This is a genomic window from Streptomyces sp. NPDC005962, assembly GCF_040629205.1.
In the GTDB taxonomy this organism is placed as follows: Bacteria; Actinomycetota; Actinomycetes; order Streptomycetales; family Streptomycetaceae; genus Streptomyces.
In genome coordinates this window covers 132,864-156,816 of record NZ_JBEXVE010000020.1, presented here as the reverse complement: position 1 = coordinate 156,816, position 23,953 = coordinate 132,864, and the positions used below count along the sequence as shown (strand labels likewise).

Genomic DNA, 23,953 nt, shown 5'->3' with positions numbered 1-23,953 from the left:
GTCTGTCACCGTGGAAACCGCCGCCCGGACCGCCCCGGCAGCAGTGATTGTCGCGATCGACGGCCCCGCTGGCACGGGCAAGTCCAGTACCTCCAAGGCCGTCGCGGCCAAGCTCGGCCTCGGCTACCTGGACACCGGCGCCCAGTACCGGGCGATCACCTGGTGGATGGTGAACAACGGCATCGACGTCGACGACGCCATCGCCGTGGCCGACGCCGCCCGCAAGCCGGTCATCGTCTCCGGCACCGACCCGGCCGCCCCGGCGATCACCGTCGACGGCGCCGACGTCTCCGGGCCGATCCGCACCCAGGAGGTCACCTCCCGGGTCAGCGCGGTCAGCGCGGTCCCCGAGGTGCGCCAGGTGATCACCGAGCTGCAGCGGACGATCGCCACCGAGGCGCCGCGCGGCATGGTCGTCGAGGGCCGGGACATCGGCACCACCGTGCTCCCGGATGCCGACCTCAAGGTCTTCCTCACCGCCTCCGCCGAGGCGCGGGCCGCCCGCCGCAGCGGTGAGCTCAAGGGCAAGGACGCCTCCGACCTGGCCGCCACCCAGGCGGCGCTCGCCAAGCGGGACGCCGCCGACTCGGGCCGCAAGGCGTCGCCGCTGGCGAAGGCGGACGACGCGGTCGAGGTCGACACCACCGATCTCACCCTCGACCAGGTCATCGAGTGCGTGGTCACGCTGGTCGAGGAGAAGCGGGCCGCCGCGTGAGCGCCCCCGCCGACCCGGCGCTGCCGAGCGCGGCCGGCGCCGTGGTGGGGCGCCGCATCGGCATCGGCCTGATGTACGGACTGTGGCGGCCGCGGGTGCTGGGCGCCTGGCGGGTCCCGACCGGCGGTCCGGTCATCCTGGCCGGGAACCACTCCCACAACGTCGACGGCCCGATGATCATCGGCACCTCGCCCCGCCCGACGCACTTCATGGTCAAGAAGGAGGCGTTCGTCGGTCCCCTGGACCCGATCATGCGCTCCCTCGGCCAGGTGAAGGTGGACCGGACGAGCGCCGACCGCACCGCGATCACCCACACGCTGGGCCTGCTGGAGCGCGGCGGCGTGCTGGGGATCTTCCCGGAGGGCACCCGCGGCGAGGGCGACTTCGCGTCGCTGCGCTCGGGGCTCGCGTACTTCGCGGTCCGGTCCGGCGCCCCGATCGTGCCGGTCGCCGTGCTCGGCACCGGTGAGCAGCGGCGGGCCGACGGGCGGGCCCGGGCGCTGCCGAGGCTGCGCAGCCGGGTCGACGTGGTCTACGGCGACCCGTTCCGGGCGGGGGACGGCAGCGGCCGGCGGACCCGGGCGGCGCTGGACGAGGCGACCGCGCTCATCCAGAAGCGTCTGGGCGAGCACCTGGAGAGCGCCAGGCGGCTCACCGGCCGCCACAACGAGACATAGACCGCGCGCTCAACGAGGGCGCGCGGCACTGAGGGACGACGAGGACATCACTTCATGAACGACCAGATCCACAGCGGCGGCGACGAGCACGGAGAGCTGGGCGACGCCGAGTACGCGGAGTTCATGGACCTCGCCGCGCAGGAGGGCTTCGACCTGGAACAGGTCGAGGGCGATCTCGCCGCGGCGGGCCACGGCCCGCTGCCGGTGCTCGCCGTCGTAGGCCGCCCGAATGTCGGCAAGTCGACCCTGGTGAACCGGATCATCGGCCGCCGTGAGGCGGTCGTCGAGGACAAGCCGGGCGTCACCCGCGACCGCGTCACCTACGAGGCCGAGTGGTCCGGCCGCCGCTTCAAGGTGGTCGACACCGGCGGCTGGGAACAGGACGTGCTCGGCATCGACGCGTCTGTCGCCACGCAGGCCGAGTTCGCCATCGAGGCCGCCGACGCGGTGCTCTTCGTGGTGGACGCCACGGTCGGCGCGACCGACACCGACGAGGCCGTCGTCAAGCTGCTGCGCCGGGCCGGGAAGCCGGTCGTGCTGTGCGCCAACAAGGTCGACGGCCAGAGCGGCGAGGCGGACGCGTCGATGCTGTGGTCGCTCGGCCTCGGCGAGCCGCAGCCGGTCTCCGCCCTGCACGGCCGGGGCACCGGCGACATGCTCGACGCGGTGCTGGAGGCGCTGCCCGAGGGCCCGTCCCAGATCTTCGGGGCCACCGTCGGCGGCCCGCGCCGTATCGCGCTCATCGGCCGCCCGAACGTCGGCAAGTCCTCGCTGCTCAACAAGGTGGCGGGCCAGGAGCGCGTGGTCGTCAACGAGGTCGCGGGCACCACCCGCGACCCGGTGGACGAGCTGATCGAACTCGGCGGGGTCACCTGGAAGTTCGTGGACACCGCCGGTATCCGCCGCCGCGTCCACCTCCAGGAGGGCGCGGACTACTACGCCTCGCTGCGCACCGCGGCCGCCGTGGAGAAGGCCGAGGTCGCGGTCATCCTCATCGACACCAGCGAGTCCATCAGCGTCCAGGACCAGCGGATCATCACGATGGCCGTGGAGGCCGGGCGCGCGCTGGTCATCGCGTACAACAAGTGGGACACCCTCGACGAGGAGCGCCGCTACTACCTGGAGCGCGAGATCGAGACCGAGCTGGCGCAGATCCAGTGGGCGCCCCGGGTCAACGTCTCGGCCCGCACCGGCCGCCACATGGAGAAGCTCGTCCCGGCGATCGAGACGGCGCTGGCGGGCTGGGAGACCCGGGTGCCGACCGGGCGGCTGAACTCGTTCCTCGGCGAGATCGTCGCCTCCCACCCGCACCCGGTCCGCGGCGGCAAGCAGCCCCGCATCCTGTTCGGCACCCAGGCCGGAACCCGGCCGCCGAGGTTCGTCCTCTTCGCCTCGGGCTTCCTGGAGGCGGGCTACCGGCGCTTCATCGAGCGGCGGCTGCGCGAGGAGTTCGGCTTCGAGGGCACCCCGATCCAGATCTCGGTGCGGGTGCGCGAGAAGCGCGGCCGCAAGAAGTAACGACCGCGCAAGAGGTAACGACCGCGAGGGGCGCCACCGGAGGCGGTGGCGCCACGTCCTCGGCGGCGCTCAGTAGCGCCCGTCGCGCTGGCCGGGCGGCAGGGCGGGGAGGTACGTCGTGCGGTAGTACAGCCCGCCGGTGTCCCAGGCTCCGCCGTGGCCGCCGCTGGTCAGGCCGCGGGGCTGGCCGATGGCGCTGAACGCGACGAACCCCAGATCCTCCTCGTCCGACCGGTCACCGGGCAGCGCCCGGAACAGCCGCCGGTACTCCGCGTACAGCGCGTCGTAGATCGGCGTCGCGGAGTGCCGCCACGGGTCGGGCGACGCCTCCAGCGCCGGGCGCATGGCCGGGATGTGGGCGTAAGAGGGGGAGCGGTAGGGGAGGTCGTATCCGTGCACGTATGTGCCAACGACCAGGCCGCTCTTGGGATGCGGCATCGGCGGCGAATGGGCCGCTTTGATCAGGCAGCGGCAGCCCGGGACGGGGTGGGTCACCGGCTCAGGTACCCGCGAGCGGCATCGAGGCGCCGACCAGCGCGCCGCGCGCGGCGGCCCGGTCCAGGGCGGTGCGCAGCTGGTCCTCCCGCGGCTGGGTGCCGATCGTGCCCGCCGCGGCCGCGTACACCAGGACCTGCTGGGAGCGGCCCACCGCGCTGCGCCAGCCCTCGCTGAGCGGCATCGGGTTGTGCGCCTGCCACCAGGCCACCGGGGAGCCGCCGTTCGCCGCCGGCATCAGCACCGCGTGCAGCTGTCCCATGGCGAGCAGCACCGACCAGCCGGGGATGGCCACCGGCGGCCGGCCGAGGTCGACCACCGGCAGGAAGCCCTGCTCGGTGAGGAGCGGCAGGAAGTCGTCGCCGTGCCCGGTCGCGCCGGGCCGGGTGATCGGCCCGGTCGGCTCGACGACCAGCGCCGGGCGCTGCTCGCCGCCCACCAGCACCACCCCGCTGGTGACGCCGAGCACCGCCTGCTGGGGCGGCGGCGGGGCGGCATGCGGCACGGAGTGCTGGGTGGAGTACGGGGCGGAGTAGGGATAGGCGGAGGCGGCGGGCGGCTCGGCCCCGTACGGCGAGGATTCCTCGGCGGTGATGGACCGTACGGCACCGGCCAGCTGCTCCTCGGAGACCGGGACGACCTGGGAGGGGACGCAGGTGGCGTGCGCGAACGCGAGTACGGCGGTCTCCTGCCCCACGAACAGCACCGTGCTGGTGCGCTCCTGGTCGGAGTTGCCGGGGGTGCGGCAGGACGTGCAGTCGTAGGCGCCCGGGGCTTGGTCACCGGCGAGCAGCCGGTCGGCTTCTTCGTCGCCGATCTCGGCGCGTACGTCATCGCTGACGTCGAGCATGCGCGGCACGGGTGGCTCCTCGGTCTCGGTCCGTCGCCGGGCGGTCCCCGGCTCATACGTAGACAACGGCCATCCACGGCGGGGGTCACGCGGCCACCGCCCGCCACACCTGTGATGCACATGTTCCCCTGGAAGTTCCCTGAATTGGCTACCGATTTCCTATCTGTTGGGGAACAAGACGGTGATGGCACCCAACCATGCAACCGCTTTTGTGGTCTTACCTCGTAGAAGGCGGACGAGACCTCCTGTCCGCGGGGAAACGGTGGGATACGGGACAGATGCACATCTCATTCCTGATTCACAACGCGTACGGGATCGGCGGGACGATCCGGACCACGTACAACCTTGCCCGCACGCTGAGCGAGCAACACGACGTGGAGGTCGTCTCGGTGTTCCGCCACCGGGATCAGCCGATCTTCGACCCGGGGCCGAACGTGCGGGTCAGGCATCTCGTCGACATCCGTAAGAACAGCCCCGGCTACGAAGGCGACGACCCCGCGTACACGCGGCCCGCGCACGCCTTCCCGGTCACCGAGGGCCGGTACGAGCAGTACAGCGCGCTCACCGACCGCCGGATCGGCGACCATCTGCGGCAGATCGAGGCCGACGTGGTGGTCGGCACCCGCCCGGGCCTCAATGTGCACATCGCCCGGGAGGCGCGCCGCGGCCCGGTCCGGGTCGGCCAGGAACATCTGACGCTCAGCACTCACTCCAAGGGGCTGAAGCGGACGCTGCGCGGCTTCTACCCGCGGCTGGACGCGGTCACCACCGTCACCGAGGCCGACGCCAAGGACTACCGCGACGACATGCGGCTGCCGGGCGTACGGATCGAGTCCGTGCCCAACAGCGTTCCCGAGCCCGGGGTGGAACCGGCCGACGGCACCGGCAAATGGGTCGTCGCGGCCGGCCGGCTCGCCCCGGTGAAACGGTACGACCTGCTGATACGGGCGTTCGCGAAGGTCAGCGCGGCCCGCCCGGACTGGCGGCTGCGGATCTACGGCGGCGGCGAGCAGCGCGCCAAGCTGCGCGCCCTCATCGACAAGCTCGGCCTCTACAACCACGTCTTCCTCATGGGCCCCGCCAACCCCCTCGACCCCGAGTGGGCCAAGGGCTCGATAGCGGCCGTCACCTCCAGCCTGGAGTCGTTCGGCATGACCATCGTGGAGGCCATGCGCTGCGGTCTGCCGGTGGTCGCCACGGACTGCCCGCACGGCCCGGCCGAGATCATCGACGACGGCGTGGACGGCCGTCTCGTCCCCTCCGGCGACACGGAGGCGATCGCCGCCGCGCTGCTGGACCTCATCAACGACGACGAACTGCGGCAGCAGATGGGCCAGGCGGCGCTGCGGGACTCCGCGCGCTTCGACCCGTCCCGGGTGGCCGGGCGCTACGAGTCCCTCTTCGCCGATCTGGCGACGCGCGGCGGACTGCGCGGCTCGCTGCACCGGGCCCGCGGCTCGCTGGTCGGCGGGGCGATGGCGACGACCGAGGCGATGCGAAGGGTGCGAATGGCATGAGCGGGAGCGCGACAGCGAGAGCAGCCGAGCCCATTGAGCCCGGGGAGCCCATGGAGCCCATTGAAGGGGACAGCATGAGTGAAGCCGCCGAGGCCGCCCCGACGCGCGCCGACTGCGTCGCGGACTCCGCCGGTGGACTCACCTTCCACATCTCCGACTGGCCCCGCCCGGAGCCGGGGAGCTACGACGACTGGAACGGGGCGCTGGTCCTGAGGCTGCGCGGCGCCGGGCCGCCCGCCGCCGACGACGAGGTCCGGCTGCCGCTCGGCCCCACCGCCGACGGCCGGTTACAGGCCGCGCTGCCCGGCACCGTCGCCCTGCCCGAGGGCCGCTGGGACGTGTTCGTCGCGTACGGGGACCAGGAGCCCGAGCGGCTCGCCCCGGGCCTGCGCGATCTGCGCTCCCTGGTCGACCGCAGGCCCGGCCCCAGCACCTCGCCGCTGTCCGTCCGCATCCCCTACGCCACCAAGCACGACAACCTCAGCCTGCGCACCTGGCGCCGGGTGCCGCACGCCGAGGCCGGGGAGATCCGGCTGGAGGACGGCGCGATGGCGGTCAGCGGGCGGCTGTACCGGGTGGAGTCGCCGGGCGACTGGCTGGCCGGTGCGGTGGTCGAGGCGCGCTGCCGCCGCGACAAGACCCTGGTGCGCACGGCGCCGGTGACGGCGGACGGCGCCGGGTTCTCCTTCACCCTTCCGTACGCGCGGCTCGCGGAGAACTGGGGCGGCGGCGCGGACCTGTGGAACCTGTGGCTGCGCCCGGCGGACGGGACGGCGGCCCCGGTCCGGCTCGCCCGGATACTGGACGACGTCGCGGACAAGAAGGAGATCTTCACCTATCCGGTGCGCACGGTCGACGCCCCGCACGGCACCGCCACGGTCCGTCCGTACTACACCGTCGACAACGATCTGTCGGTGAAGGTCGCCGACCCGGACTGAGACCCTTGAGGACACGACCCGTCCTCAAGGGCTGGCAGACTCGGCCTCATGTTGGAGACCTCGGCCCGGCTGCTCCGTCTGCTCTCCCTTCTGCAGGCCCACCGCGAATGGTCCGGCACGGACCTCGCCGACCGGCTCGGCGTCACCCCGCGCACGGTGCGCCGTGACATCGACCGGCTGCGCGAGCTGGGCTACCCCGTGCACTCCGCCCCCGGCACGGCGGGCGGCTACCGGCTCGGCGCGGGCGCCCAGCTGCCGCCGCTGCTGCTGGACGACGAGGAGGCGGTGGCGGTCGCGGTCGGGCTGCGCCAGGCCGCGGGCGGTGTCGAGGGCATCGAGGAGACCTCGGTACGCGCCCTCGCCAAACTGGAACAGGTGCTGCCGGACCGGCTGCGCCGCCGGGTGAGCGCGCTGAGTTCGTTCACCGTGCCGATGCTCGGCACGCCCCCGGGCGCCGGGGTGGACCCGGCGGTCCTGATCGAGATCGCGGGCGCCTGCCGGGACGCCCAGCGGCTGCGCTTCACCTACCGCGACCACGGCGGTACGGTCACCCGCCGCACCGCGGAACCCCACCGCCTCGTCGCCGCGCAGCGCAGGTGGTACCTGGTCGCCTGGGACGTGGACCGGGACGACTGGCGTACGTACCGGGCCGACCGCATCACCCCCACTCCGCCGCACGGCCCCCGCTTCACCCCGCGCCGCCCGCCCGCGGACGATCTCGCCGAGTATGTCGCCCGGGGCGTGTCCGGCGCCGTCTACCGCGAGCGGGCCACCGTCCTGCTGCGGGTGCCCGCAGAGCGGGCGGCGCAGCGCATCTCGCCCCTGGTGGGGGTGTTGGAGGCGGTCGACGAGCACAGTTGTCTGCTGCACACCGGGGCCCATGCCCTCGACGCCCTGGTGGTCCACATCGCGCTGACCGGCTTCGACTTCGAGGTGCGCGAACCGGCCGCGCTCACCGGGCACATCCGCGCGCTCAGGGACCGGCTGGACCGCGCCCTGGACGACCGCGCCCTGGGCGACCGGACTCCGGACGATCGCCTTCCGGACGATCCGGCCCCGGGCTGACCGAGCCTTGCCCCGTCAGCTGCTGGTCCCGCTCCTGCTCGATCTGGGCCACCTCGGGATGGTGCAGGTCGAAGGCGGGCGACTCGGTGCGCACCCGCGGCAGCGTCAGGAAGTTGTGGCGGGGCGGCGGACAGGAGGTCGCCCACTCCAGCGAGCGGCCGAACCCCCAGGGGTCGTCCGCCTCGACCTCTCTGCCGTACCGGGCCGTCTTCCAGACGTTGTAGAGGAACGGCAGCGTCGAGAGCCCCAGCAGGAAGGCGCCGATCGTGGAGACCGTGTTGAGCGCCGTGAAGCCGTCCGCCGCCAGATAGTCGGCGTAGCGGCGCGGCATCCCCTCCGCGCCCAGCCAGTGCTGCACCAGGAACGTGAGATGGAAGCCGGTGAACAGCGTCCAGAAGTGAATCCGGGCCAGCCGCTCGTCCAGCATCTTCCCGGTGAACTTGGGCCACCAGAAGTAGAAGCCCGCGAACATCGCGAACACCACGGTCCCGAAGACCACGTAGTGGAAGTGGCCGACGACGAAATAGCTGTCCGTGACGTGGAAGTCCAGCGGGGGCGAGGCCAGGATGACGCCGGTCAGCCCGCCGAACAGGAAGCTCACCATGAAGCCGACCGCCCACAGCATGGGCGCCTCGAAGGACAGCGAACCGCCCCGCATGGTGCCGATCCAGTTGAAGAACTTCACCCCGGTGGGCACCGCGATCAGAAAGGACAGCAGGGAGAAGAAGGGCAGCAGTACCGCCCCGGTGGCGAACATATGGTGGGCCCAGACCACCACCGACAGCGCGGTGATGGCCATCGTCGCGCCGACCAGCGTCAGATAGCCGAAGACCGGCTTGCGTGAGAAGACCGGGATGATCTCGGTGATGATGCCGAAGAACGGCAGCGCGATGATGTAGACCTCGGGATGGCCGAAGAACCAGAACAGGTGCTGCCACAGCAGCGCCCCGCCGTTCGCCGCCTCGAAGACCCTCGCCCCGAACCGCCGGTCCGCCTCCAGCACCAGCAGCGCCGCCGCCAGCACCGGGAACGCCAGCAGGATCAGGATCGAGGTGAAGAGGGTGTTCCAGGTGAAGATCGGCATCCGGAACATCGTCATTCCCGGGGCGCGCATCGTGATGATGGTCGTCAGGAAGTTCACCGCGCCGAGGATGGTGCCGAACCCGGAGAGCGCGAGCCCCATGATCCACATGTCGGCGCCGACGCCGGGCGAGCGCACGCCGCTGTTCAGCGGGGCATAGGCGGTCCAGCCGAAGTCCGCGCCGCCGCCCGGCGTCATGAGACCGGCCACCACGATCAGCCCGCCGAACAGATACAGCCAGTACGACAGCATGTTGAGACGGGGGAAGGCGACATCGGGCGCGCCGATCTGCAGCGGCATGATCTCGTTGGCGAACCCGGCGAAGGCGGGGGTCGCGAACAGCAGCAGCATGATCGTGCCGTGCAGGGTGAACGCCTGGTTGTAGGCCTCCTGGGAGAGGATCTGGATGCCGGGGCGGGCCAGTTCGGCGCGCATCAGCAGCGCCAGCACCCCGCCCGCCAGGAAGAAGCCGAACGAGGAGATCAGATAGAGATGGCCGATCTTCTTGTGGTCGGTCGTGGTCAGCCAGTCGACCATCACCCGGCCGCCGCCCCGGCCCCGGCGCGGCGGCCGGGCCCGTCCGGCCGCGGGGCGCTCGGTGTCCGTCACCATCGGGGCTCCCTGAAGCTGTCACTGGGATCGGCTCCGGCCCATGATCGCCCTGTTTGCGGTGATCCGCGAGGCTATGTCCCAGGTGTCACGCTCTCAGGGCGCTGTCACTCCCTTGGGGGCAGCAGCGGGCCGAGCGGCCCGAGGTCGAGGTTCAGGTCGGACTCCTCGATGCCGTAGCGGTCGCACAGCGTCCCCATACGGTCCTCCAGCAGCATCAGGGTCTGCCCGATCCGCTCCTCCTGGTCCTCGGTCAGATCGCCCTGGTCCACCCGGCGCAGCGCCTGCCGTTCCATCAGCTGCCGGAGCAGCTCGACGACGGTCAGCACCAGCTTCATCAGATCGCGCTCGACCGTGTCCTGGTCCAGCTCCACCTTCCGGCTCACGGTTCCTCCCATCCGTCCCAGGGGGACGGCACGTTCTCGTTCACCGAGCTGATGAGCGCGCGCAGATCGATGCGTACGAGGTCCACGTCGGCGATGCGCAGGGTCACGTCGCCGGTGATGACGACGCCGCCCGCGAGCAGCCGGTCCAGCAGGTCCACCAGGGCGATCTGCCGGTGCGCGAGCGGGCTCGTGGTCATGGCTCGGCCCGTTCGTTGCCCTCGGCGGCGACGAAGGAGTACGGCGCCCACGGGCCGGTCAGCTCCAGCCGCAGCCCGCTCTCGCGCCCGGCCAGCTCGCCCACCCGCTCCGCGAACACCTCGCTGTCCTCGCCCGGGACGAGGTACGCCGCGTTGAGCACATTGCGAGCCGCCTCCCCGGACAGCCGTACGTCCTGCGGCGAATGCAGCCGGGCGCCCTCGGCGAGCGCGGTGAGCGTCTCGTGCACCCGGCGCGCGCCCTCCTCCGTGTGCTCCCAGCGCTGTTCGGAGGCGCGCCGCTGCGCGCTGCGGCGGCGCAGATAGTCGCGGCCCGAGGCGGCGGCCGAGGGCTCGGCGGGCGGCTCCTCGGCCGGGACGGACGCCGCGTACACCTTGACGCCCCACTCCACCCGGCCCTCCAGCCGGTCCAGCGCCGCCGTGAACCGGTCCCGGCCGGTGGCGAGCATCCGCCGCAGCCCGTCCTCGCCACGGCAGACGGTGGCCATCCGGACCGGGATGACGCAGGTGTCCGCCCCGGCGGTGTCGACCACCCGCTGATGGGCGCGGGCGACTCCCTCCAGCCACGCCAGGTCCTCCAGCCGCGCGCGCAGCGGCTCCGCGTCGAAGTCGGCGGCCGGTACGGGGCCCGTCAGCACGGCGAGCCCCAGATGGCGGACGGCGCGCACCGGTTCGCCCGCGACCCCGCGCACCGGTTCCAGGGCGGTGCGCGGGATGTCGGCCTCGCGGACGACGGCGTACGCGTACTCCAGCGTTCCGGTCGCTTCGGTCGCTTCGGTCGCTTCGGTCGCTTCGGCCGCTTCGGCCGCCGCGGTCGGCGCGGTCGGCGCGGTCGTTTCCGTCGCTTCGGCTGCTTCGGCCGCTTCGCTCAGGTGGGTCGCGTCGGTCATCCGGGCGCCTCCTCGCTCGTGCCGTTCTCCACCGGCGGTGCCGGTGCGGACGCCGGTACGGACGCCGGGTCGCGGCGGGCGCGCGACGACAGCGACGGGTCGTGCTCCCACCAGTCGATGCCCATCTCCTTGGCCTTGTCGACGGAGGCCACGATCAGCCGCAGCTTGATCGTGAGGAGTTCGATGTCGAGCAGATTGATGCGGATGTCGCCCGCGATGACCACGCCCTTGTCGAGCACCCGCTCCAGGATGTCGGCGAGGTTGGCCGATTCACCACGGGTGGCGAGCCCGGACCCGCCGGGCGCACCGTATGGCGCCGACGATCCGTACGCCGATGACGCCGAGGGTGAGCCGTACGCGGTGGTCACAGGGTCCCGTTCGCCCATTGCTGCGCCTCCTCCAGCCGGTCGAGCAGCACGTCCTCCCGCTGCTCGAACTCCGCCTCGTCGATCTCCCCGTCCTCCAGCCGCGTCGCCAGGGCCATCAGCTCGCGCTGGATCGCGGCCGGGTCGTAGTACTCGCGTTCCGCCGCCGCGAGCACCTGTCCGAGCACCCAGCCGATCAGCAGCATCAGGATTCGACGAAGCTGTAGGGCGGCAGCGGGCCGTTCACCCGCAGCTTCATCCAGGGGTGGGTGCTCTCCAGGTCGGCGACCGCCTCCAGCAGCGGTTCGGCGCCGTCCTTGGCCAGCAGCAGCGACAGGCTCAGGAACCAGCCGCCGCCCTCCGGGCCGGGACGCGCCGCCTCGACGGTGGGGGCGAGCGCCTCCTCCACGATCCGCGCGTCGCGCACCTCACTGGCCCGTACCGCGTTCGCCACCAGCTCGCCGAAGCGCATCCGCTCCTCGTGGGTGCCGCCGCCGGCGGCCCGGTTGGCCTCGGCCATCTGCCGCAACTCCGGCTCCTCGGAGAGCACTTGGTGGAGCACCGCGTCCTCGTCGTGCACCGCCTTGACGTTGTACTCCACCCGGTCGGCCAGCCGTTGGAGCTGGTCCTCATAGCGGTCGGCGTGCTGGTGCAGCACCGAGCGGACGTCCTCGTCGCTGGCGGAGACCGAGCCGAACCGCATCGGCAGCACCGAGCGCTTGTCGCTCATCTCGGTCAGCACGTGCTGGTGGGCCAGCAGATCGCGGCGCCGGGGCTTCAGCTCCGGCGGGCAGTCGCTGACGATCGCGGCCAGCTCGCCCTCGTTCAGGGCGCGGACCGGCAGCGGTGGATCGCCGATGCCGAGCAGCGTGTCGCCCAGGTCCGGGAGGGAGCCGCGGGCGATCCCGTACACATAGGTGCTCATCAGCTCTCCTCCGCCTTCCGCGACGCGGACTGACCCGACTTGCGGGCCGCCGGGCGCCGGGAGCGGGTGCGCGCGGGCGCTTCCTCTGGCTCGGGCTCCTCGTCGCCCCGGAGCGCATCGGCCACCGAGTGGGCGGCCTTGGAGACGGTCTCACCGGCCCCGGACAGCGCGCCCTTGGTCTTGCTGCGGGCGCCGCTCTCGGTGGCGCCCTCGAGGATCTCGGGGATGCCGGGGGACTTGTTCGGCCCGGACTCCAGGTCGAGGCGGTTGCACGCCTCGGCGAACCGGAGGTAGGTGTCGACGCTCGCCACCACGACGCGGATATCGATCTTGAGGATCTCGATGCCGACCAGGGAGACGCGGATGAACGCGTCGATCACCAGGCCGCGGTCGAGGATCAGTTCCAGGACATCGTAGAGGCCGCTGCTGCCGCCCCCGCCCCTGCCCTGTTGTGCCGGAACAACCGTGGTCATCTCGTGTGTGTCCTCTCGTGTCCGGCCGGGCCGGCCGTTCCCCCTTGCCGGTCAGCCGCGGTCACTTCGCCCGCGCTCGTAACGGCGGATGCGGCGGTAGCCGGTGAGCTGGCCGTCCGCGTCGAGCGTCACCTCGTACAGGGCCATCAGGCTCATCGTCTCCGGCACCCTGGCCAGCTCCACCACCTCGACGTCCAGGACCCAGCCCTCGTCGGTCTCCTCCAGACGGGGCATCGACTCGGGGTACAGGCCCGTCAGTTCGGTGAGCTGTTCCCGGGCGGATCGCAGGAGCGCCAGTGGGCTCGGGCCACCGGTCGCCGTCTTCTTGCGGGTTCCATCGGATGCGTCTGTCATGTTCGCCTCGATGGCGCCGGGTACCGCGGTCCCGGCGGGGTAAACCTCGGGGTTCGAATTCCCCGATTTGTGTCGGAATTGTGCGCTCCGGATGCCGGGTGCCCGATCAGCGGTGGCATATTCCCGTGGCCGGTGAATTCCCCTCGGGACATGTCATGGGAGGCCTCCGGTCCATACCAGAGCCTCGCCTTTGACAAGGGATATCGACGAAAACTCTCCGTCATCTTTCGGACGTCAACACGCGGCTCGTAAGAGTGACAAAGTCGATGACAAACCCGGGCGTGTTTTCTGTGACACAAGTGTGACGAATGACTTCGGCTGCGCCTACCGTGGCTGTCATGGGACCTGTACCGAACCTTCCGGCCGAACCCGATGACGACCTCGACAGTTATGTGGGGCTCGATGCCCGGGCCGCCGAGGATGTGGCGCGCGAGCGTGGCTGGACCACCGTGCGGGCGCTTCCGCCGGGCGCGATCATCACGATGGAGTATCTGCGCGGCCGTATTAATTTCGAGGTCGCCGACGACGCCGTGCGGCGCTGCTGGCGCGGTTGACGCGCGCCTTCCGTATCCCGCCCGGCCCGCGGGCACGGAAACGGCCCCGGAAGCTCTCTCAGGAGCTTCCGGGGCCGTTTCCGTGGCGCTGGGCCGTCGTTGCGCTGCGGGCCGCGGGGGTGTGCGTACCGGCCCGCGGTGCGCCGGGCGGCTAGCCGCCGGTGGCGGGGGTGCGGCCGCGCCCGGCCGAGGGGCCGAACGGGGTCGTGGTGCGGGGCACGCGGTCGGCGTGCGGCGGACGGCGGCTGCCGACCGGGGTGACCGGGGTGCGCTCGGAGCGGACGGTGTGCTGCCGCCCCGCGTGGTGCGGGCGCGCCTCGGGCACCCGCCCGGAGGCGCCCGGCCGGCCGACCACGCTCACCGGCTCGCGCACCGGGGACCCGTCGTCGCGCGCCGCCGCCCACGGTGTGGCCAGGTCGGGGCCGGGGGCAGGCCGTGCGGAGGGTACGCGCACCGGCGCCCTGCCGTCGCGCAGCCGCCGGTACAGGCCCAGCACCAGCGCCTCGGCACGGGCCATCGCGGGCTCCAGCCACGGCAGGGCCAGCAGGACCAGCACCCCGGCGGCCCAGCCCAGCACCACGTCGCTCAGCCAGTGGGTACCGAGGTAGACGGTTGTCATGCCAACGCCGAAGGCGAAGCCCGCGGCGATCAGCGAGGCGACCCTGCGGGCCAGGGGAGTGGTCGCCAGATAGGCCAGCACACCCCAGGTGACCACGGCGTTCGCGGTGTGACCCGAAGGAAATATATCGCCGATGTCCCACATCTCATTGGAGCCGACGCTCGTCGCGTAGTGCGGGCCGAGCCGCCCGAAGCCGATCTTCACGGCGCCCACGGTGATGTTCAGCAGCAGCAGTGAGGTGCCCAGTACCAGCCCCGGCCGCAAGGTCCGTTGCTGGTAGCAGCACCACCCCAGCCAGGCGGCGACCGCCACCGCGGTGGGACCGCGCTGGCCCATCACCACGAAGTAGTCCAGGAGCATGTGGAACTCCGGCCACTGCTTGTAGGGCCGGAAGAGCATGATCTGCCAGTCGAGCTTCACCAGCCATGAGGTGGTGAGCACGCCGATCACGGTCGCGGCATAGACCGCGAGGGTGGTTCCGAGCAGCCAGAAGCGTGTTCGGGTCATCCGCGGTCGCGCGAGATCGCGCCGCGCGAGATCGGTAGGTCGCTCCTCCTTGAGGAGCTTGTCTTCGGTACGCACCTAATCGACGTTACATTGCGTGACAGGGGGGTTCAGTCGATCAGGTCGCTTTGTGATGACGATGTGATGTGGGGTGCGTCTCGTCGGGCAGCTTTTGGCCGCCCCTTTCCAAGGAATGCACGAGGCCCGGGCGCATTTGTGCGCTGGCGTTCCTATCAGCGATCCGCGATCTCTTTATAGAATTCTTACAGGGGTGTTTATCGGCGATTGGCCGTGGCGTTCCTCACTGTTTCCCGGGGCGTCGCCCGGGCGTCACGGCGGTCCCGAGCCATGCAGCCACCAGGCCGCGTACACCGCGGAGCCCACCGCCACCGAGCCCAGGACCAGCGCCGTGCGCGCCGGGCGCAGCCGGGCCAGCGCGATCGCGAGCGGGACCAGCACCGGGAAGGCGGGTATGAGCAGCCGCGGCTTCGAGCCGAAGTACCCCTTGGCGGCCAGCGCGAGGACGAGCACCGCGCCGCCGTACACCAGCAGCGGCAGCGGCTGGCGCTGCCGTATGCAGCACACGTACAGCCAGATCAGCGCGGCCACGCCGAGGAGCAGCCCGATTCCGGCGACGAACGGCGGCTGCACCAGCAGCCCGCCGATGAAGGCCGCGAAGGCCAGCCCGCCGTCGAAACCGTTCCCCCAGCCGTTCTGGACGTCGAAGTAGCCGGTCGGGCTGTCGGTCCGCATCCCCACCCAGACCACATAGCCCAGCCAGCCCAGCGGGGCGATCACCAGCCCGGCCAGCAGGCGCCGATGGGTACGCGGCGCCTGGCGCCACCGCCCGCCGGGCAGCAGCTCCACCGCCGCCGTGATCCACACCGCGGCGACCACCGCCGCCCCCACCGGCCGGGTGAGCCCCGCGAGCGCCGCGAGGACCCCCGCCCACACCCAGCGCCGGGTCAGCACCGCGTACACCGACCAGGCGGCCAGCGCCGTGAAGAGCGACTCCGAATACGCCATCGACTGCACGATCCCGACCGGCAGCGCGCCCCACAGCACGGCGAGGGCGATCCCCACCCGGCGCCCGTACACCAGGTCGCCGACCGCGAAGATCCCCCACGCGGCCAGCAGCGAGGTGACCGCGCTCACGACCAGCCCCGCGTCCGGCACGGTCAGCGGTGTCACGGCCGCTATACCGCGCTCCAGCCAGGGGAGCAGCGGGAAGAACGCCAGATTGGAGTGGACCGAGCCATCGGCCAGATGGATCGTGTAGCCGTATCCCTCCTCGGCGATGCGGGCGTACCAGAGCGAGTCCCAGCGGGCCGAGAGGAGCTGGTGCGGACTCCTGTCCGCAGCCGCCCCCCAGACCGCGAGAACCACGAGGCCGAGGACGCGCGTGCCGGCGTACAGCAGCAGCGCCGGGGCGGCCCGGCGCAGCGTGGCGAGTGCCACGCCGCCCGGCCGCCCGGCGCCGGACGGCGCGGTGTCGGCTTGGGCGAGATCAGTCACGGCGATGATTATCGGGGATGTTTCCCGGGCCCGCCGGGCCTGTGGATAACCGGCGGACGAACAGCGGGCGGACGGCGGAAGGACGGCCGGGGGCCACCGGAGGCGGGCGGCGTACGGGCGGCGTACGGTCGGCATATGGGAAGGGGACTGTGGGGAGACGGGGGCAAAAGGGGAACGGCGGAACGTACTCCACCGCCTTCACCTGCGGCGATGCCCGCAACATGACCTGCGGCACACGTCGCGCGCGGCGACTCGCGTACCCTGACCTCTCCACTCGTGCCTTCGTCGCCGGGCCGCCGGACGTCCCTATGAAGTGACGTTCGTCCCGTCCCGGCGCGACGCGAGCGCAAGACCAGGGAGGTGCGTACATGTCCGGGACGACCACGGCCCGCGCTCGGCGGTCGGCGGCCGTTCCCCGGCAATGGCGCGGTATCGAGGCGGGCGGCGGCGCGAACCGCTGGATCGTGCTCCTCGTGCTCTGCGTCAGCCTGCTGCTCGTCGCCGTGGACGCGACCGTGCTGCACGTCGCCGTTCCGGCGGTGACCGAGGACCTGCGGCCCGGCGCGATCGAACTGCTGTGGATCGTGGACGCCTACCCCCTGGTCTGCGCCTCGCTGCTGATCCTCTTCGGCACCCTCGGCGACCGGGTCGGCCGCCGCCGGGTGCTGCTGCTCGGCTACGCGTTCTTCGGCGCCGCCTCGGCGCTTGCGGCCTTCGCCGCCACCCCGCAGATCCTCATCGTGGCCCGCGCCCTGCTGGGCGTCGGCGGCGCGATGATCATGCCCGCGACGCTGTCGATACTGCGCCAGGTCTTCCCGGACCGCCGGGAGCGGGCCATGGCCATCGGCGTCTGGAGCGCGGTCGCGGCGGTCGGCGCGGCCGTCGGCCCGCTGCTCGGCGGCTTCCTGGTCGAGAACTTCTGGTGGGGCTCGGTCTTCCTGGTCAACCTCCCGCTGATGGCCGTGGCGCTGCCGGTCGGCCGCTGGCTGCTGCCCGAGTCCACCGGCGAACGGAACGGACCCTGGGACGTGCTGGGCGCGCTCATGGCCGCCGCCGGGCTGTTCTGCCTGGTCTTCGGGGTGAAGCGGATGGGCAGCGGCGAGGGGGTGCTGGACGTCCTCACCGGCACCCCGGTCCTGGTGGGGCTGGTGGTGCTGGTGCTCTTCGTCCGCCGCCAGCGGCGCCGTACGCATCCGCTGGTCGACCTCAAGCTGTTCGCCCGGCCCGCCTTCTCGATCTCCGTCGGCTGCATCGTGGTCGCGCTGCTCGCGCTCGTCGGCCTGGAGCTGATAGCGGCGCAGTACCTTCAGCTCGTCCTGGGGCTCACCCCGCTGGAGACCGGGCTGAGGCTGTTGCCGCTCACCTTCGCCGCCATGGCCGCCGGACTCGTCGGCTCCCGGATGCTTCAGCGGCTCGGTCCCCGCATGATGGTGGCGCTCGGCTTCGTACTCACCGCCGTCGGCGTCCTGTCGCTGATCACCCTGGGCCAGTCCGACCAGCCCGCGCTGCTCGTGGCCGGGTTCGTCGTCCTCGGCTTCGGCCTGGAGACCACGCTGTTCAGCGCGTACGAGTCCATGCTCAACGAGGCCTCCGCCAAGTCGGCGGGCGGCGCCGCCGCCATCGGCGAGACCTCCTACCAGCTCGGCGCCGGGATCGGCATAGCTCTCCTGGGCAGTGTCATGAACGCCGCCTACAAGCCGGGCGTCTCCTCGGTGCCCGGGGTGCCCGGCCGGGCCAGCGCGGACGCGAGTCAGTCGCTGGGTGCGGCGTACGACGTCTCCGCCCAGCTCGGCGGGAAGGCCGGGGCCGCGCTGCTGGCCGCGGCCCGCGCCTCCTTCGTCCACGGTCTGCATGTGACGCTCGCCGTCAGCGCCGGTCTGCTGCTGACGGGCGCGCTGGCCGCGCTGCGGCTGCCGAAGACCATGGAATGCGCGTCCGACGACGAGGACGGCCATAAGGACGCCGACAAGACCGGCCACAAGGACGCGGACGGCACGCACCGCGCCGGGGCTCGGTCCGCGGACGCCCCCGAGGTCCCGGAAGCCCCGGAAGTCATGGACGCGGCGGACACACCGGACGCGCCGGACATTCCGTCGCGCCGCGACCCGGCCGCCGTCGTCGGCGCCGAATCCCGGGGCTGACCCCGGTCCCCGGCTGATCCACACGGTCTGGACGGCAGGCGTTACCCGGCCGTAGCGTCAGCGGCCGGAAGCCACACCGAACCGGAGGTCGCTACCCATGTCCGCTGGCACCCTGCCGCCGTTCGACCCCGACGACCCGCTGGGCATCGACGATCTGCTGGAGCCGGAGGACCTGGCGGTCCGGACCACCGTGCGGCAGTGGGCCGCCGACCGCGTCCTGCCCCATATCGCCGACTGGTACGAGCGCGGCGAACTGCCCGGCATCCGGGAGCTGACCCGCGAACTCGGTTCCCTCGGCGCGCTCGGCATGTCCCTCACCGGGTACGGCTGCGCGGGCGCCAGCGCCGTCCAGTACGGGCTGGCCTGTCTGGAGCTGGAGGCCGCCGACTCCGGGATTCGCTCCCTGGTCTCGGTGCAGGGCTCGCTCGCCATGTACGCCATCCACCGCTTCGGCTCCGAGGAGCAGAAGCAACAGTGGCTGCCGCGGATGGCGTCCGGCGAGGTCATCGGCTGCTTCGGGCTGACCGAACCGGACCACGGCTCCGACCCGGCCGGTATGCGCACCCACGCCAAGCGGGACGGCACGGACTGGGTGCTGACCGGCCGCAAGATGTGGATCACCAATGGCTCGGTGGCCGGGGTCGCGGTGGTCTGGGCCCGCACCGACGAGGGCATCCGCGGCTTCGTCGTCCCCACCGACGCGCCCGGCTTCTCCGCCCCCGAGATCAAGCACAAATGGTCGCTGCGCGCCTCGGTCACCAGCGAACTGGTCCTGGACGAGGTGCGGCTGCCCGCCGACGCCGCCCTCCCCGAGGTCACGGGGTTGCGCGGACCGCTGAGCTGTCTGAGCCACGCCCGCTACGGCATCATCTGGGGCGCGCTGGGCGCGGCGCGCGCGTCCTTCGGCTCGGCGCTGGAGTACGCCCGGACCCGGGAGCAGTTCGGGCGGCCCATCGGTGGCTTCCAGCTCACCCAGGCCAAGCTCGCCGACATGGCGCTGGAACTGCACAAGGGCGTGCTGCTCGCCCACCATCTCGGGCGGCGGATGGACGCGGGGCGGCTGCGGCCGGAGCAGGTCAGCTTCGGCAAGCTGAACAACGTGCGCGAGGCGATCGAGATCTGCCGTACGGCCCGGACCATCCTGGGCGCCAACGGGATCTCCCTGGAGTACCCCGTGATGCGGCACGCGACGAATCTGGAATCGGTGCTCACCTACGAGGGCACCGTCGAAATGCACCAACTGGTACTCGGCAAGGCGCTCACCGGTCTGGATGCCTTCCGGTGAGGCGGCCTTGCCGAGCTCAGCTCTGGTTGAAGAAGCCGCCGATGCCGCGGTTGGACTCCCCCGTGACGATCTGGTAGTCGGCGGGGGTGAGGAGGAAGACGCGGTTGGCGACGCGCTCGATGGAGCCGCGGAGCCCGAACGTCAGCCCGGCGGCGAAGTCCACCACGCGCTTGGCGTCGGCGGAGTCCATCGTCGTCAGGTTGACGATGACCGGAATGCCCTCCCGGAACATCTCACCGATTCCGCGGGCGTCCCGGAATCCGTCCGGGGTGACCGTCGCGATCCGCGTGCCCTGGTCGTGTGCGGCCTGGTCGGCCACCCGCACCCGCGGGTCGGTCACCCAGGAGTCGCCGGGCTCGGGTCCCTCGGCGTAGTCGTCGTCGTAGTAGCGCTCGTCATCGCTGTCGTCGACGAGGCCAAGCCAAGCGCTCGCCTTGCGCACCGATCCCATGGACGCCTCCTCTCCTCTTGACGGTGTGTACTGTCCGCCCCTCTATCGTCGTCCATGATGCGGATGATGTGCCACGTGGATTGCGGCCGCACAGCGGATTTGTGACGTTACCGGTGCACAACGTTTGGCGCCATATCAGGGTCACACCTGATGAAGGGGGCTGACGGAGCGCTGGATAGACTCCGCAGGCCGGACGGGTGACACCGGGGACGTACGGGTGAACGGGGACAGTTTTGTTTGGCATTATCCGGCCTTGTCGGCACCGGCTGTCACAAAACCTGCGGACGGAATGGATGGCGCATCTGTGCGGGTTGTGCCTCGCGCTGCGCGGTGACCACGGTCAGTTCGCCCGCCTGGCCACCAACTACGACGGGCTGGTCATATCCGTTCTGGTGGAGGCTCAGGCCGGTCGCTCCGACGGCTGGCGGCGCACCGCGGGGCCGTGTCCGCTGCGCGGGATGCGTACCGCGTCGGTGGCCCGGGGCGAGGGCGCGCGGCTCGCGGCGACCGTCTCGCTGGTGCTGGCCTCCGCGAAGGTACGGGACCATGTGGCCGACGGCGACGGCGCGTTGGCCCGTCGGCCGGTCGCCGCGGCCGCCCGCCGGGTGGCCGGGCGGTGGGACCGGGCGGGGGCCCGCAGCGGTGCCGAGGTCGGCTTCGACACGGCCGTGCTGCTGGACGCGGTCGGGCGGCAGCAGGAGATAGAGGAGCTGGCCGTGGCCGGTACCTCGCTGCTGACGATCACGGAGCCGACCGAGACCGCGACCGCCGCGGCTTTCGGACACACCGCCGTACTGGCCGGAAAGCCCGGCAACCGGGCGCCGCTGGAGGAGGTGGGACGGCTCTTCGGCAGGCTCGCGCATCTGCTGGACGCGGTCGAGGACCTGGGCGAGGACGCCGCTACGGGTGCCTGGAACCCGATCACGGCCACCGGGGCGGACCTCGCCGAGGCGCGCCGGCTGTGCGACGACGCGGTGCGCGGGGTACGGCTGGCGCTCCAGGACGTCGCATTCGCGAGCAAGCGGTCCGGCAAGCTTGCCCATGTGCTGCTGGCGCATGAGCTGCCGCGCGCGGTGGACCGGGCGTTCGGCACCACAGCGTGTACGCACACCGGGCCGACCGGGGACGCCCCGGAGTCGTCCCAGGGCGCGCCGCCGCCGCAGTCGCCGTGGATCACCCCGCCGGGGCCCGGCGGTCCCGGTGGTACTCCGCCCGAGCCGCCGGACCGGGGCAGGCGGCGTGGCCTGATGGCCGGGTGCGCGGTGTGGACCGGGCTCTTCTGTACCTGCCAGGTGTGCTGCCGTGATCCGTATCACGACCCGTGGTCGGGGGAGCCGCGCGAGGGCTGGTGCCACAAGTGCGACGACTGCTCGGACTGTTGTGACTGTGACTGTTGCAGCAACTGTGGTGACTGCTGCGGCAACTGCTGTGACGGTTGTGACTGCGGCTGCGATTGCGGCTGCTAGCCGACGCTCCGAAACAGGCCGTGCGAAAACTGGCTGTGCGAGGGGAGGGGTGAAGCGCGGAAGCGTGTGTGAAGGCGCGTGACGACGCGGATGTGACGGCCACACCGGCACGGCCGGTGGGCAGGCGAAGCCTCAAGAGCCCCAGGGGCAGCGGAGGCGGGCGGCGTCAGCCCGAACAGGACGACGACCACACCCGACCGAAGTCGATGTGGTCGCGCGTGACCAGTCGCTGCCATGAGTACATGGGAGTAAGTGGAGCAGCCTTCCGCTTCTGCGTCAACCGCCGTGAGACGCGCCGCTCACAGTTCGGACAGCCTTGACAACGGACGGTGGAGACGCCTTAACCTCGGCGTCACGCCGTGCTGAGGGGCTCGGCTTCCGTGTGTGTCAAGGCAATGCGTGTGTTCACTTACGAACTCACGGAGCCTTCGCATGTCCGCCACCCCGGACCTCCCTTCCCGACCGCCGTACGCCGTCGTCATCGTCGGCGCGGGCCCGCGTGCCATCGGGCTCGTGGAGCGCCTCGCGGCCAACGCGCCGGAACTGTACGGCGACGGCACCCCGGTCACCCTCCACCTGGTCGATCCGCATCCGCACGGCCGCGGCCGTGTCTGGCGCCCCGACCAGTCCCCGCTGCTGTGGATGAACTCCATGGCCGAGGACATCACCATCTTCAGCGACGAGTCGGTGGAACAGGACGGTCCGGTCCGCCCCGGCCCCTCCCTCGCCGCATGGGCCGACCGGGTTCGCCGCGGGGCGCTGCCCGCCGCCGAACTGGCCGCCCTGCCGCCCGAGATCGTCGCCGAGGCCACGGCGCTGACCGGCCGCGGCTTCGCCACCCGGCGGCTGCAGAGCGCCTATCTGCACTGGGTGTACAAGCGGTCGGTGGCCGCCCTGCCGCCCGGGATCACCGTCCAGGAACACCGGTGCCGCGCCGTACGGGTCACCGGGCCGCGGGACGGCCGCCAGCAGGTGTGGCTGGAAGGGCGCGCCACCCCGCTCGCCGGGGACGCCGTGGTCCTCGCCCTCGGCCACCTCGACGCCGAACCCGGCCCCGAACAGCGTGCGCTGGCCGCGTTCGCCGCCGAACACCACCTCGTCCACCTGCCGCCCGAGTTCACCGCCGACAGCGATCTGAGCGGGCTGCGGCCCGGTGAACCGGTCATCGTCCGCGGCTTCGGCCTCGCCTTCGTCGACCTGATGGCGCTGGTCACCGAGGGGCGCGGCGGACGGTACGAGCACGGGCCCGACGGAGAGCCGGTCTACCGGCCCTCCGGGCGCGAACCCGTGCTGTACGTCGGCTCCCGCCGAGGCGTCCCGTACCACGCCAAGATCGGCTACCAGCTGTCCGGCGAACGGCCGCCCGTACCCCGCTTCTTCGGCCCCGCCCAGGTCGAGGCGTTGCGGCGGCGCCCCACGCCGCCCGACTTCCGGCGCGACATCCGGCCACTGATCGACAAAGAACTCGGATTCGCCCACTACCACCGGCTGTTCACCGTCCACCCGGAGCGCACGGCCGCCGACTGGAGCGACTTCGAGGAGAGTTACGCCGCCTGCCCGCCCGGCAGCGCCGAACTGCACGCCCTGGTGGCCGCCGCCGTCCCCGACCCGGCCGACCGGCTCGACCTCGACGCCCTCGACCATCCGCTCGACGGGCTGCGCTTCCCCGGCCATGACGCCCTCCAGGAGGGGCTGCGCGGCTACATCGAGGCCGATCTCGCCCGCCGCCACGACCCCGCGCACAGCACCGACCTGGCCGTCTTCCTCGCCCTGCTCTCCGTCTACGGCCAGCTCACCCGGCTCGGGGACCTCGGCGACGGCGGCTGGTGGCACGGCTTCTTCAGCTATCTCGCCTCCGGTCCGCCCGGGCCGCGCCTCGAACAGCTCCTCGCGCTGTCCCGCGCCGGGGTCGTCCGCTTCCTCGGCGCCGGGATGACCGTGGAGACCGACCCGCGCCGCAGGGTGTTCCGGGCCCGGAGCACCAGCGTCCCCGGGAGCGGAGTCGAGACCCGCGCCCTGGTCGAGGCGCGGCTGCCGGAGCCGACGGTCGACCGCTCCCGCGATCCGCTGCTGCGCGCGCTCCACCGGGACGGCGCGGCCGCCACCCCCGCGGGGCTGCTCGCCGTCAGCCCGGACGACGCCCGGGTCCTGGACCGGGCGGGCCGCCCCCATCCGCGCCGCTTCGCGCTCGGCCCGTACACCGACGGCCGCTCCTCCGGCGCCTTCGCCCGGCCCCGGACCAACGCCCCCGCGTTCCGGCAGAACGACGCGACCGCGCGCGCCCTGCTGCGGTGTCTGCGCGAGCTGTCCTGTCGCGCCCCGCTCACCGTCTGAGCCCGCTTCCC

General features: G+C 72.0%; 25 protein-coding genes. 11 read left to right on the top strand and 14 right to left on the bottom strand.

Annotated elements, in window-relative coordinates; translation table 11 throughout:
• Positions 1 to 10 precede the first annotated feature (10 nt).
• From cmk to der, 3 genes are read left to right on the top strand one after another with little or no spacing between them, the layout of a single operon-like run.
• Entirely contained in the window at positions 11 to 715 is a 705-nt protein-coding gene (gene cmk / locus ABZ370_RS29070; RefSeq protein ID WP_358626409.1) for a (d)CMP kinase, read from the top strand.
• The gene (locus ABZ370_RS29065) at positions 712 to 1,392 is read left to right on the top strand and encodes a lysophospholipid acyltransferase family protein (protein WP_358626407.1); all 681 of its coding nucleotides are present in this window, start codon (positions 712 to 714) and stop codon (positions 1,390 to 1,392) included. The genes cmk and ABZ370_RS29065 overlap by 4 nt, the downstream gene beginning before the upstream one ends.
• 54 nt (positions 1,393 to 1,446) lie before the next feature.
• The gene (gene der / locus ABZ370_RS29060; protein WP_358626405.1) at positions 1,447 to 2,910 is read left to right on the top strand and encodes a ribosome biogenesis GTPase Der; all 1,464 of its coding nucleotides are present in this window, start codon (positions 1,447 to 1,449) and stop codon (positions 2,908 to 2,910) included.
• 69 nt (positions 2,911 to 2,979) lie between these two features.
• Here the strand turns inward: der and ABZ370_RS29055 are convergent, their stop codons facing one another.
• Together ABZ370_RS29055 and ABZ370_RS29050 are read right to left on the bottom strand one after the other, a co-directional pair.
• Positions 2,980 to 3,348 carry a hypothetical protein gene (locus ABZ370_RS29055; RefSeq protein WP_358626403.1) on the bottom strand — a complete coding sequence of 123 codons (369 nt, stop codon included), beginning with the start codon at positions 3,346 to 3,348 and terminating at the stop codon, positions 2,980 to 2,982.
• 61 nt (positions 3,349 to 3,409) lie between these two features.
• A complete protein-coding gene (locus tag ABZ370_RS29050) occupies positions 3,410 to 4,264 on the bottom strand; it encodes a hypothetical protein (RefSeq protein ID WP_358626401.1) in 855 nt (284 codons plus the stop codon).
• 269 nt (positions 4,265 to 4,533) lie between these two features.
• On the opposite strand from ABZ370_RS29050, the gene ABZ370_RS29045 reads away from it, so the two are divergent.
• From ABZ370_RS29045 to ABZ370_RS29035, 3 genes are all read left to right on the top strand, one after another.
• Positions 4,534 to 5,772: a glycosyltransferase family 4 protein gene (locus tag ABZ370_RS29045; protein WP_358626399.1), complete on the top strand. Its 1,239-nt coding sequence runs from the start codon at positions 4,534 to 4,536 to the stop codon at positions 5,770 to 5,772.
• Between the two features lie 74 nt (positions 5,773 to 5,846).
• On the top strand, positions 5,847 to 6,710 hold the full coding sequence (locus ABZ370_RS29040; protein ID WP_358626397.1) for a hypothetical protein: 864 nt from the start codon (positions 5,847 to 5,849) through the stop codon (positions 6,708 to 6,710).
• Between the two features lie 48 nt (positions 6,711 to 6,758).
• Positions 6,759 to 7,775: a YafY family protein gene (locus ABZ370_RS29035; RefSeq protein ID WP_358626395.1), complete on the top strand. Its 1,017-nt coding sequence runs from the start codon at positions 6,759 to 6,761 to the stop codon at positions 7,773 to 7,775.
• On the opposite strand, the gene ctaD is transcribed toward ABZ370_RS29035, so the two are convergent.
• The 9 genes from ctaD to gvpO form a co-directional block, all read right to left on the bottom strand.
• The gene (gene ctaD, locus ABZ370_RS29030; protein WP_358626393.1) at positions 7,684 to 9,468 is read right to left on the bottom strand and encodes a cytochrome c oxidase subunit I; all 1,785 of its coding nucleotides are present in this window, start codon (positions 9,466 to 9,468) and stop codon (positions 7,684 to 7,686) included. The two genes, ABZ370_RS29035 and ctaD, sit on opposite strands and share 92 nt — an antisense overlap.
• 104 nt (positions 9,469 to 9,572) lie before the next feature.
• Complete coding sequence (locus tag ABZ370_RS29025; protein WP_358626391.1) at positions 9,573 to 9,851, bottom strand: gas vesicle protein K; 279 nt, start codon at positions 9,849 to 9,851, stop codon at positions 9,573 to 9,575.
• Positions 9,848 to 10,048, bottom strand: coding sequence for a gas vesicle protein (locus ABZ370_RS29020; protein WP_358626390.1), 201 nt, complete (start codon positions 10,046 to 10,048; stop codon positions 9,848 to 9,850). The genes ABZ370_RS29025 and ABZ370_RS29020 overlap by 4 nt, the downstream gene beginning before the upstream one ends.
• Entirely contained in the window at positions 10,045 to 10,956 is a 912-nt protein-coding gene (locus ABZ370_RS29015) for a GvpL/GvpF family gas vesicle protein (RefSeq protein ID WP_358626388.1), read from the bottom strand. The genes ABZ370_RS29020 and ABZ370_RS29015 overlap by 4 nt, the downstream gene beginning before the upstream one ends.
• The gene (locus tag ABZ370_RS29010) at positions 10,953 to 11,342 is read right to left on the bottom strand and encodes a gas vesicle protein (protein ID WP_358626387.1); all 390 of its coding nucleotides are present in this window, start codon (positions 11,340 to 11,342) and stop codon (positions 10,953 to 10,955) included. Before ABZ370_RS29010 ends, ABZ370_RS29015 begins: the two co-directional genes overlap by 4 nt.
• Positions 11,321 to 11,527, bottom strand: coding sequence for a gas vesicle protein GvpG (locus tag ABZ370_RS29005; protein WP_358626385.1), 207 nt, complete (start codon positions 11,525 to 11,527; stop codon positions 11,321 to 11,323). Before ABZ370_RS29005 ends, ABZ370_RS29010 begins: the two co-directional genes overlap by 22 nt.
• Complete coding sequence (locus tag ABZ370_RS29000; RefSeq protein ID WP_358626383.1) at positions 11,527 to 12,246, bottom strand: GvpL/GvpF family gas vesicle protein; 720 nt, start codon at positions 12,244 to 12,246, stop codon at positions 11,527 to 11,529. The genes ABZ370_RS29005 and ABZ370_RS29000 overlap by 1 nt, the downstream gene beginning before the upstream one ends.
• Positions 12,246 to 12,719, bottom strand: coding sequence for a gas vesicle structural protein GvpA (locus tag ABZ370_RS28995; RefSeq protein WP_358626381.1), 474 nt, complete (start codon positions 12,717 to 12,719; stop codon positions 12,246 to 12,248). Before ABZ370_RS28995 ends, ABZ370_RS29000 begins: the two co-directional genes overlap by 1 nt.
• Positions 12,720 to 12,770: 51 nt before the next feature.
• Entirely contained in the window at positions 12,771 to 13,073 is a 303-nt protein-coding gene (gvpO, locus tag ABZ370_RS28990) for a gas vesicle protein GvpO (protein WP_358626379.1), read from the bottom strand.
• A gap of 338 nt (positions 13,074 to 13,411) precedes the next feature.
• Between gvpO and ABZ370_RS28985 the strand changes: the two genes are divergently transcribed.
• Entirely contained in the window at positions 13,412 to 13,627 is a 216-nt protein-coding gene (locus tag ABZ370_RS28985) for an I78 family peptidase inhibitor (RefSeq protein ID WP_358626377.1), read from the top strand.
• Positions 13,628 to 13,778: 151 nt separating this feature from the next.
• Here the strand turns inward: ABZ370_RS28985 and ABZ370_RS28980 are convergent, their stop codons facing one another.
• Both ABZ370_RS28980 and ABZ370_RS28975 read right to left on the bottom strand, forming a co-directional pair.
• Positions 13,779 to 14,828 (bottom strand): phosphatase PAP2 family protein, encoded by a 1,050-nt coding sequence (locus tag ABZ370_RS28980; RefSeq protein WP_358626375.1) that lies wholly within the window; start codon positions 14,826 to 14,828, stop codon positions 13,779 to 13,781.
• 252 nt (positions 14,829 to 15,080) lie between these two features.
• Complete coding sequence (locus ABZ370_RS28975; protein ID WP_358626373.1) at positions 15,081 to 16,265, bottom strand: hypothetical protein; 1,185 nt, start codon at positions 16,263 to 16,265, stop codon at positions 15,081 to 15,083.
• Positions 16,266 to 16,633: 368 nt separating this feature from the next.
• On the opposite strand from ABZ370_RS28975, the gene ABZ370_RS28970 reads away from it, so the two are divergent.
• Both ABZ370_RS28970 and ABZ370_RS28965 read left to right on the top strand, forming a co-directional pair.
• Positions 16,634 to 18,406 (top strand): MFS transporter, encoded by a 1,773-nt coding sequence (locus ABZ370_RS28970; RefSeq protein WP_358626371.1) that lies wholly within the window; start codon positions 16,634 to 16,636, stop codon positions 18,404 to 18,406.
• Between the two features lie 97 nt (positions 18,407 to 18,503).
• Positions 18,504 to 19,691 (top strand): acyl-CoA dehydrogenase family protein, encoded by a 1,188-nt coding sequence (locus ABZ370_RS28965; protein WP_358626369.1) that lies wholly within the window; start codon positions 18,504 to 18,506, stop codon positions 19,689 to 19,691.
• A 16-nt stretch (positions 19,692 to 19,707) separates the two neighbouring features.
• On the opposite strand, the gene sepF is transcribed toward ABZ370_RS28965, so the two are convergent.
• On the bottom strand, positions 19,708 to 20,142 hold the full coding sequence (sepF, locus tag ABZ370_RS28960) for a cell division protein SepF (RefSeq protein ID WP_358626367.1): 435 nt from the start codon (positions 20,140 to 20,142) through the stop codon (positions 19,708 to 19,710).
• Positions 20,143 to 20,375: 233 nt separating this feature from the next.
• Here sepF and ABZ370_RS28955 point away from each other — a divergent pair, with 233 nt between their 5' ends.
• Both ABZ370_RS28955 and ABZ370_RS28950 read left to right on the top strand, forming a co-directional pair.
• Positions 20,376 to 21,608 carry a DUF5685 family protein gene (locus ABZ370_RS28955; RefSeq protein WP_358626365.1) on the top strand — a complete coding sequence of 411 codons (1,233 nt, stop codon included), beginning with the start codon at positions 20,376 to 20,378 and terminating at the stop codon, positions 21,606 to 21,608.
• A 432-nt stretch (positions 21,609 to 22,040) separates the two neighbouring features.
• Positions 22,041 to 23,942: an FAD/NAD(P)-binding protein gene (locus ABZ370_RS28950; RefSeq protein WP_358626363.1), complete on the top strand. Its 1,902-nt coding sequence runs from the start codon at positions 22,041 to 22,043 to the stop codon at positions 23,940 to 23,942.
• The last annotated feature ends 11 nt before the right edge of the window (positions 23,943 to 23,953 follow it).